Annotated in this window: 8 protein-coding genes, 1 tRNA gene and 1 pseudogene; 4 read left to right on the top strand and 6 right to left on the bottom strand. The window is 46.3% G+C overall.

Going from position 1 to position 9,225, the window contains the following annotated elements:
* From HRT75_RS13045 to HRT75_RS13065, 5 genes and pseudogenes are all read right to left on the bottom strand, one after another.
* Positions 1-230: pseudogene (locus HRT75_RS13045) on the bottom strand (hypothetical protein); the annotation flags it as partial.
* A gap of 55 nt (positions 231-285) precedes the next feature.
* A complete protein-coding gene (xerA, locus tag HRT75_RS13050; protein ID WP_291187560.1) occupies positions 286-1,410 on the bottom strand; it encodes a site-specific tyrosine recombinase/integron integrase in 1,125 nt (374 codons plus the stop codon).
* A 494-nt stretch (positions 1,411-1,904) separates the two neighbouring features.
* A tRNA-His gene (locus HRT75_RS13055) sits at positions 1,905-1,980 on the bottom strand.
* Positions 1,981-2,068: 88 nt separating this feature from the next.
* Positions 2,069-2,785 carry a bacillithiol biosynthesis deacetylase BshB1 gene (bshB1, locus tag HRT75_RS13060; protein WP_291187562.1) on the bottom strand — a complete coding sequence of 239 codons (717 nt, stop codon included), beginning with the start codon at positions 2,783-2,785 and terminating at the stop codon, positions 2,069-2,071.
* A gap of 5 nt (positions 2,786-2,790) precedes the next feature.
* Positions 2,791-3,960 (bottom strand): PLP-dependent aspartate aminotransferase family protein, encoded by a 1,170-nt coding sequence (locus HRT75_RS13065; RefSeq protein ID WP_291187564.1) that lies wholly within the window; start codon positions 3,958-3,960, stop codon positions 2,791-2,793.
* Positions 3,961-4,056: 96 nt separating this feature from the next.
* Here HRT75_RS13065 and hutI point away from each other — a divergent pair, with 96 nt between their 5' ends.
* The 4 genes from hutI to HRT75_RS13090 all read left to right on the top strand — a co-directional run bounded on the left by hutI (position 4,057) and on the right by HRT75_RS13090 (position 8,623).
* A complete protein-coding gene (gene hutI, locus HRT75_RS13070) occupies positions 4,057-5,298 on the top strand; it encodes an imidazolonepropionase (protein WP_291187566.1) in 1,242 nt (413 codons plus the stop codon).
* 1 nt (position 5,299) lies between these two features.
* Positions 5,300-6,994, top strand: a complete 1,695-nt coding sequence (gene ftcD / locus HRT75_RS13075; RefSeq protein WP_291187568.1) for a glutamate formimidoyltransferase — start codon at positions 5,300-5,302, stop codon at positions 6,992-6,994.
* Positions 6,995-7,059: 65 nt separating this feature from the next.
* Positions 7,060-8,004, top strand: coding sequence for a bifunctional helix-turn-helix transcriptional regulator/GNAT family N-acetyltransferase (locus HRT75_RS14785; protein ID WP_366665075.1), 945 nt, complete (start codon positions 7,060-7,062; stop codon positions 8,002-8,004).
* 190 nt (positions 8,005-8,194) lie between these two features.
* On the top strand, positions 8,195-8,623 hold the full coding sequence (locus tag HRT75_RS13090; RefSeq protein WP_291187570.1) for a hypothetical protein: 429 nt from the start codon (positions 8,195-8,197) through the stop codon (positions 8,621-8,623).
* On the opposite strand, the gene HRT75_RS13095 is transcribed toward HRT75_RS13090, so the two are convergent.
* On the bottom strand, positions 8,616-9,225 hold a 610-nt coding region (locus HRT75_RS13095), incomplete at its 5' end, for a prolyl oligopeptidase family serine peptidase (RefSeq protein WP_291187572.1). The genes HRT75_RS13090 and HRT75_RS13095 overlap by 8 nt on opposite strands.

Consider the following 9,225-nt stretch of genomic DNA (forward strand, 5'->3'; position numbering starts at 1 on the left):
TTTGATATGTTGAAACCTTCTTCGATATCATTGTACCAATTGATTTTATCACTAAATAGCGCTACCACCCAAAATCCACCTCCAGCTTCACCATCTTCAGTTTCATTCCATTTTTCTGTTTTTATTCTAATAGAATTCCAGAAAACCTTCTGAGTCTCCGACATCAAGGAAACGCCCTTCTTAATCTCAGCGTCTAAATCTTCTAGAGAAATGGGCTCCCATGAAGTCATATCTATAATTTGACAAATGCACTACAACTTGTTATATCCAGCGCAATATGCGCTATTATCCGCCAAGATTACCGGAGAGCGGCCCGATCAAGGGTCCCTTGTTCTGTTTAGACAATCGCTCCAAAGCGGTGTCTAAAGGGCTCCTAATGGCGAGCAGATCCTTCTTAGCCACATGCGTATAGATCATCGTTGTTTCGGGTTTGGCGTGTCCTAACAACTCCTGAACATAACGCAACCCCACCCCCTTTTCAATCAAATGGGTGGCATAACTGTGCCTTAAAGTGTGGGGAGTCACTCGCTTTTTAATTCCAGCCCTCTGGCAACTTCGTTTTAAGAACTTTCTAACACTGCTGGCGGCATAAGCCTTCCCGTTCGCGCCTTCAATAAAATAGTCCTTTGGGCTATAGCTCGTTAAATAATTCAGTAATAAAGGTATAAAACTTTCTGCCAAAATCACTACTCTATCCTTCCTTCCTTTACTATTTTTTACATAGAGCTGCCGTCGGTCCAGATCTATATGCTGCAGCTTCAAATTCATCAGCTCCCCAATGCGCAAGCCAGAACTGTACAGCAATGCCAAGATCACCCTGTGTTTCAAGTTTCTAGTAAAGCGCAGCAGATCTATTACCTCCTCTTCACTCAAAACTGTGGGTAAATACTTGGATTTAAAAGGTCGCTTCAATTGCGAGGTATCTATTTCAGACTCTAAAAACAAAGTCCCAAAATGCTTTATAGCGCTAATCAGCTGCCGGTGGGTACTTATGGCGTAGTTGCGCTGTTTGACCTGTTGCTCCACAAAAAGCCGAACAACGGTATTGTCAACCTCCGCAAGTGGTCTATCATTCAAGAACTTCAAAAACCCAATAATGAAATTAGAGTAGGTAGTAATGGTACTCGGGCTCAAACGCTGCCCCAACAAATAGTCTTTAAATTGTTCCAACAGCCGCAGCGAATCATCGCTCAAAATCCCCTTAAGGCCAACATCCAAGTCGAGTTGATCAAAAGCAGTCATCAGCCCATCTAGCGTCCAATCTGCCTCGAGCACATAATAGCTTTTCAAGGAAACCGAATAATGCAGTCCTTTTAGTTGTTTTATTCTTTTGGTGGAGGAAGGATCCTGAGCAAACTTCAGAAAAATACAGCCCGCTCCCCGATGCTGTCTTCGCGTCAATACAATCATCTATAAAAGTTAGGGGGGAGTTCGCTACTGTTTAAAGATAATAAAAACAATATTCCTATTCAGTTTCTCTAGGGCGCCTCGTAAAGTGTACTTCTTACTACTTCACGACCGCGCTATCCGCTGTATCTTTTGCTCAAAAGCAAAAGGATGCCGCTGCTATCGCTGGCGCGGGTTTGGGTAAAGGTTCAGAGGTTCGCGTTACAGCCATTTCCTTCGTAAATGGCTGTGATCTGGGACCGAGTGACCATAAAATGTCCAGTGGACATTTTACACGAGGGGCCAGCCTGCCGAGCCGGCAGTTATAGAAACTCATTCTGTAAAGCTTCAAAAAAGGTTACGCCTCGCATTGCTCGGCGTGATCCGGATAAGAGAAACCTGCTAGTAAAGCCTCAACGGCTCCGCCGTTGGTGGGCTTTTTTTTACGCTTTCCGCTGAAGCAAGCTTCGCGGAAGCGTACAAAAAAAGCCCTTGCGCATCTGCGCAAAGGCTTTACTGGGTGGAAGACCGGGTTCGAACCGGCGACCTCTGGAACCACAATCCAGCGCTCTAACCAGCTGAGCTACAACCACCATTTATCGCTTATCATACTGGTTTGCTAATAAGCGGAGGCAAATATAATCACTTTAATTCCTTAGCGCAATATGCGGGCCAAAAAAATTTATTTCAAATCGTAGAGGCTGTCCACGGCTACGTAGCGTTCTACCGTGAATCCTTCAGCATACTCCACTCCTATCAAACGCCCTAAGTCTCTGGCGCGGTAGGAAATACTCTCCTTAAAGTTAGAACTGCTTATGGGCGTAGCAGGGTCATCGCTGTTCGGGTCAAAAAACTGACTGGTATAGGCAAAAACTGCCTCTTCCTTCTTTTTAATAAAATCGCTTACATCAACCACAAAGTCAGGCTCCAGGTTCTTCCATTGTATGTAATGATAGACCAATTTGGGCCTCCAGGCCTCTTGAGCTTCTCCGTTATGTGTGGTCTCAATGCGTCTCAAGCCGCTTAAAAAACAGGCGTCACTGGCCAGCTTAGATCCTTTGCCGTGATCAATATGTCGGTCGTCAACGGCATTGCAAAGCACTATATCGGGTTGATACTTGCGCAACACTTCAATGATCTTGAGTTGATTCTCTTTGGAGTTGGTAAAAAAGCCGTCCGGGATGGCTATGTTCTCCCGTACCACAGCGCCTAAGATTTCCGCAGCGGCCTTGGCCTCCTGATCTCTGATCTCTGGCGTGCCTCGTGTACCGAGCTCTCCTCGGGTTAAGTCTAAGATTCCAACCTTTTTTCCAGCGGCGATCTCTTTGGCTAAAGTGGCTCCGCAGCCCAATTCTACATCATCCGGATGCGCCCCAATGGCGAGTATATCTAATTTCAATGCCTTTAGTTTACAGGTTGTACTTGAGCGGTTTGTTTTAAAGCAGCCACAATATCCCCTTGCAGATCTTCCACCTCTTCAATTCCCACAGAGAATCTAATGAGCTGTTCAGAAATGCCTTGTCTGGCACGCTCCTCTTCTCCTAAAAGGAAGTGTGAGGTCTTACTCGGCAGCAGCATGGTAGATTCCACACCGGCCAAGCTCATGGATGGTTTAATCAGTTGTAAAGCCTCTAAAAATGCTTCTGCATTGATCCCATCAGCCAACTCAAAAGACATCATCCCGCTAAATCCGCGCATTTGGCTTTTGGCCAATTCGTGGTCTGGGTGAGATGCTAAGCCTGGGTAGTAGACGCTTCCAATTTCTTCACGGCTGTCCAACCACTCAGCCATGGCTAAAGCATTGGTGTTTTGTTGTTTGACGCGTAAGGCCATGGTTTTCATGCTGCGCTCTAAGAGCCACACGGTCATATCGCTCAAACTGCCACCAAAATTCTTGGCCAGGTTCCAAATACGATCAATATGCTCCTGAGAAGCTGCTACGGCTCCCGCACAGATATCACTGTGTCCGCCCATATATTTGGTAGCACTGTGGATCATAATGTCAATGCCAAAGTCCTTAGGCGTCTGATTTACGGGAGAAGCAAACGTATTGTCTATCATACTGACCAAATTGTGCTTCTTCGCCAATCGGCCTATCATCACAAGGTCCGTGACCTTCATCAGTGGGTTGGATGGAGTCTCCACATAAACCACCTTGGTGTTCTCACGCACGGCTGCTTCAAAGGCTGCTTCACTCAAGCCCTCGGTAAAGCTGTACTCAATCCCAAACTTCTCAAATTCTTCAACTACTAAATTGTAAGTTCCGCCATATAGCGCCTCTTGCAAGACCACATGATCTCCTTTTTGCAAGAACGCCATGAGCGTGGTACTCACCGCGGCCATTCCGCTTCCAAAGATCATCCCAGCTTCACAGCCTTCTAAAGCCGCTACTTTTTTAGAGAGTCCTTCTTGATTGGGCGTGTTGAAATAACGCGGATAACGCTTTACATCCACGCCTTCATAGGCGTATGAACTGCTGAGATAGATGGGCGAAATTGCCCCTTGGAACTGCTCGTCTGGCACTTCTCCGGTATGGGTGCAAACGGTATTTAAACCTAATTTTCCTTGAGCCATGGGATTGTCTTTTTGTGCTTCTAAATTACGAAAATTGTCAGACTCAAAATCGCGGGAGCTTTGTTATCTTTACCCATCAACTGCAGCTAAATTTTCATGATCCTGATCAAGAACATCAAAGCCTTGGTACAAGTAAGAGACCAAGGTGTGCGCTACCTCAGCGGAGCGCAAATGCAAGAGCTTCCGCAACTGGAAAATGCTTGGCTTACCATAGAGAACAGAAAGATCAGTGGTTTTGGAACCATGGACAGCTGCCCTACCGATGGATTCACAGAAGTCAAAGACGTCAAAGGCAGTTATGTGCTGCCCACCTGGTGTGATTCCCACACCCACTTGGTGTATGCAGGCAACCGTGAAAAGGAATTTGATATGCGCCTCAAAGGAGCCAGCTATCAAGAGATCGCGGAGGCTGGCGGAGGCATCCTAAACTCTGCCAAGGCCATGGGCGCCTCAGAGATTACCGAGGTTTACGCTCAGGCGGTGAAAAGAATGAATGCCGTGATCAAAATGGGAACGGGAGCCATAGAGATCAAAAGCGGTTACGGCCTTACTATGGAGACCGAGCGCATGATGCTCAAGATCGCCAAGCGTTTTGCCTATGATTATGACATTCCCGTGCGTACGAGTTTTTTAGCAGCTCATGCTGTTCCAGCTGGCTTTGAAACCTCCGCAGACTATATTGGTCACATCATCAGCGATATGCTCCCAACCATTGCAGAAAGCGGTTTGGCAGATTATATTGACATTTTTTGTGAGGACGGATATTTCTCTTTAGAAGATACCGACAGACTATTGGCTGCAGGAGCCCAGTACAATTTAAGACCGAAGATCCACGTGAATCAATTCACGGCCAATGGCGGCGTAGCCATGGGCGTGAAGCACAATGCCTTGAGTGTGGATCATTTGGAAGAACTCACCCAGGACGATATTCAGTCTTTAAAAGGCAGTGAAACCATGCCTGTGGCCTTACCGGGCTGCAGCTTGTTTTTAGGAATTCCCTACACTCCTGCTCGCCGAATCATAGACGCTGGCCTGCCCTTGGCATTAGCTACAGACTACAACCCAGGTTCTGCTCCTAGCGGAAACATGAATTTGGTAGTGGCCCTAGCCTGCTCTAAAATGAAGATGACGCCAGAAGAAGCGATCAATGCGGCCACCATTAACGGAGCTTACGCCATGGGCCTTGAAGCAGAAGTAGGCAGTATTACGGTTGGCAAACGCGCCAATTTGATCATTACCGAACCCATTCCATCCATAGGCTACTTGCCTTATTCGTTTGGACAAAATCATATCCAAGAAGTACTTATTAGCGGTTACAGCTATAAACCCACCAACTAAAATGCAAAAACAACTCATTGAATGCGTTCCTAATATCAGTGAAGGACGCGATGCAGACAAAATTCAAGAAATCGCTCATATTGTAGAGACCGTACCCGGCGTAAAACTCTTGGATATCGATCCCGGAGCAGCCACCAACAGAACGGTGATCACCTTTGTCGGGGAACCTGAGCCTGTAATTGAGGCCGCATTCCTTTTAATCAAAAAGGCTAGTGAACTCATTGATATGCGCCAACACAGCGGGGAGCATCCGCGTTTTGGAGCTACGGACGTTTGTCCCTTGGTGCCAATTGCCAACATCAGTCTAGAAGAAACTGCGGCCTATGCCCACCGTTTGGGCGAGCGTGTAGGGAAAGAGCTGGGCATTCCCGGGTATATCTATGAAGCGGCTGCTAAAGAAGATAAGCGTAAAAACCTCTCCAATTGCCGTGAAGGTGAATATGAAGGTTTGGCCACCAAATTGGTGGATCCAGAATGGAATCCCGATTTTGGCCCTGCGGAGTTCAATGAAAGCGTGGCCAAGACAGGAGTCACGGCCATCGCCTCTCGCGATTTTCTGATCGCCTATAACGTTAACCTCAACAGTACCTCTACCCGCCGTGCCAACGCCATCGCCTTTGATATTCGCGAACGCGGCCGTGTAAAGCGCGAGGGCAATCCAATTATTGGAAAGAAAGTCTTGGATGAGAACGGAGAGCCGGTACTCATCCCGGGAAAACTAAAAGCAGTAAAAGGTATTGGTTGGTATATTGAGGAATACGGCATTGCGCAGATCTCTTACAATTTGACCAATGTTTCCATTACACCCATGCACATTGCCTTTGATGAGACCTGCAAAGCTGCGGATCGTCGCGGTTTGCGTGTAACGGGTTCGGAATTGGTTGGATTGGTGCCGCTTAAGGCCATGTTAGATGCTGCGGATTATTACCTGACTAAACAATGCCGTTCCTTAGGAATCTCAGAAAGTGAAAAGATCAAGATCGCTGTGAAGTCCCTCGGGCTGGACGATCTAAAACCCTTTGACCCAAAAGCACGTATTATTGAATACATGCTCGCCGATGATTCCGCCAACAAATTGATCGATCTCACCGTTAGTGGTTTTGCTGAGGAGACTGCCTCAGAATCCATGGCTCCCGGTGGAGGTTCCATTGCTGCCTATGTGGGTACGCTCGGTGCTGCCCTTGGAACTATGGTGGCTAACCTTTCCGCCCACAAAGCAGGCTGGGATGATAAATGGGAGTTCTATTCCGAGTGGGCAGAAAAAGGACAAGCCTACAAGGACAAGCTGCTTTTCTTGGTGGATGAAGACACCAACTCCTTCAACAAGATCATGGATGCCTTTCGATTGCCTAAGGACAGTGAGGCAGACGTGGCGGCGCGTAAAGCGGCCATTGAGGCAGCCACTCAATATGCCACAGAAGTTCCTTTCCAAGTGATGCAAACGGCTTTGGATTCTATGGAGGTCATGCACGCCATGCTTAAAGACGGCTTGCAGAGTTCACTGTCGGATTCTGCTGTTGGGATTCTTTGTGCTAAAACGGCGGTCTTTGGTGCCTATTTCAATGTAAAGATCAACGCAAAGGACTTAAAGGATCGCGCTTTTGCAGAAGACATTCTGACTCGTGCTGCCACACTCTGTGAGCAGGCTGCCACAGCGGAAAGTGAAGTGATCGCACTGATCAACGAGAAACTTTAATACCCTTACCCTATTGCAATTCACCAGAACTTTTTATATTTGAATAAGCACTTATATAATTAGTTATGGATGTTATTCGTTCTTTAGGAGAGATCAGTCTCGGCTCCCGCCTCAAAAGGGTTAGTGACACTTTGATGAAGCAGACACAGGAACTCTATACCGATCAAAACATAGATTTTGATCCCTACCTCTTTCCTGCCTTTTACAATATTGTCAAGCGGGAACAGACTACCAATAATGAACTCATTGACGCGCTAAAGACCAGCCAGCCTGCCGTAACCCAAACCATCAAAAAGCTGGAACTGCGCGGTCTGATCGATCTAACCCCAGACCCTATTGACAAACGCAAGAAAACCATCAGCCCTACTCCTACTGGAACTAAATTGTTTCAGCGCTTGAGTCCAATTTGGGAGATTTTGGACCGGACGGTTAAAGAATTTACGCAGCTACAATCAGATAGCCTTTTGGCGCATATCGATCATTTTGAACAAGCGCTGAGATCAGGAACATTAATGCAAACCGTCAAAGAACGCATCCAAAAGGAACTCACTATTGAAATCAAAACCCACGAACCCTCCTTAAGCAAAGCCTTTTATGATTTGAACATTGAGTGGTTAGAAACCTATTTTTATGTGGAGGATTTTGATCGCGAAGTGCTCAGCAAACCTCAGCAGTATATTTTAGATCCCGGAGGTCATATTTTTTACGCAATTGAAGGCGGAATAACCTTGGGTACTGTCGCCCTTAAAAGAATTGAAGACAATCTCTTTGAGCTCACCAAAATGGCAGTCTCCCCAGAGGCTCGTGGTAAAGGCGTAGGACAAAAACTAATGCAACATTGCATCGGCTTTGCCAAGGAGGAAAATTGGAAAGCACTCCTGCTCTACTCCAACCGGATTTTAGAGAATGCCATTCATATTTACCGTAAATACGGCTTTGAAGAAATTCCTGTAGAACCTGATTCTCCTTATGAGCGCAGCAATATCAAAATGTATTTGCCACTCAACTAACTGAATTTCAGCTCGCTTAAATATTGCGTATATTTACAGTAAGCATCAACTCCCACAGCATGAAAATTCTTTTGATCGACCTTCAAGGGTCCCAGGGTATTCATCCCTATAAATCACGCTTCGGGATACGGTAAATTGTAATTGGCAGTTTACTATTGCTTCCTAATTTCTTTAACGCAACAGGCCTGATATGTCTAACAAAATAAAATCAACGGACGGATTGGTGGTTTTCTGGATCACTCATGTGCTCGTGATCTCCTTAGTGTATCTTCTAGTAAATGCACCTGCCAAATTCTTTGACCCAAATATTTGGCTGCTCCTGCTTTGGATCTTCTTCGTGGTGAGTGTTCCTTCTTTACTGATAATGGTTCTTGTGCATTTTCTGCTCTACAGCGTAGATGAACGCCACAAGCGCCTAGGAATTCGCTTGATGTCTTGGGTTGCCTTTTTGGTCACCTTTGAACTGTGGAAGGCCACAGACGGACAAACCAATTACTTGGCTCCTTACTTTAGAGAAACCTTTGCCTGGGCCGCTGCCCTGCTGGCGATCAGTCACTTTGTAAGCTACAAACTCATCAGCAGATTCCGCAGAAAAAAAGAAACGGCCGCCTCTAGTTAGTTCTAAACTTATCAAACCAAGCCAGCGTATGCATCACCTTAGTAATTAAATTACTAGGACGCGATGCTATACCGTGTGAAGCTTCCGGAATCTCTACCAATACGGTTTCAATTTTACGGAGTTTTAAGGCGTGATAAAGCTGTTTGGCCTCGCTAGGCGGAGTCCTCAGATCATTCATTCCTACCATAACCATGGTTGGAGTTTCAACATTACCCACAAGAGAAAGCGGAGAGAACTTCCAATAGCCTTCAAAGTTCTCCCAAGGTTGCCCAGGGTAGCGGCTATTGGCGTATCCGTAATAATTATCGGCCACTAAGGTTTTACTGATCCAGTTCATCACGGGTTTAGCTACTACTGCGGCTTCAAAACGATTGTTCTTTCCAATGATCCAAGCGGTCATAATTCCACCGGCACTTCCGCCAGTGACAAAGAGTTGATCTTCATGAGCAATTCCTTTGCTGATCAATACGTCCACTCCGTCCATTACGTCTTGGTAATCATCTCCAGGGTAGTTGTTGAATAGCAGGTTTCCAAACTCTTCTCCGTATCCCGTACTACCACGTGGGTTGGGATAGTACACAATATATCCCGCAGCAGCATAC

It is taken from the genome of Gilvibacter sp., from assembly GCF_013214815.1.
GTDB lineage: Bacteria > Bacteroidota > Bacteroidia > Flavobacteriales > Flavobacteriaceae > Gilvibacter.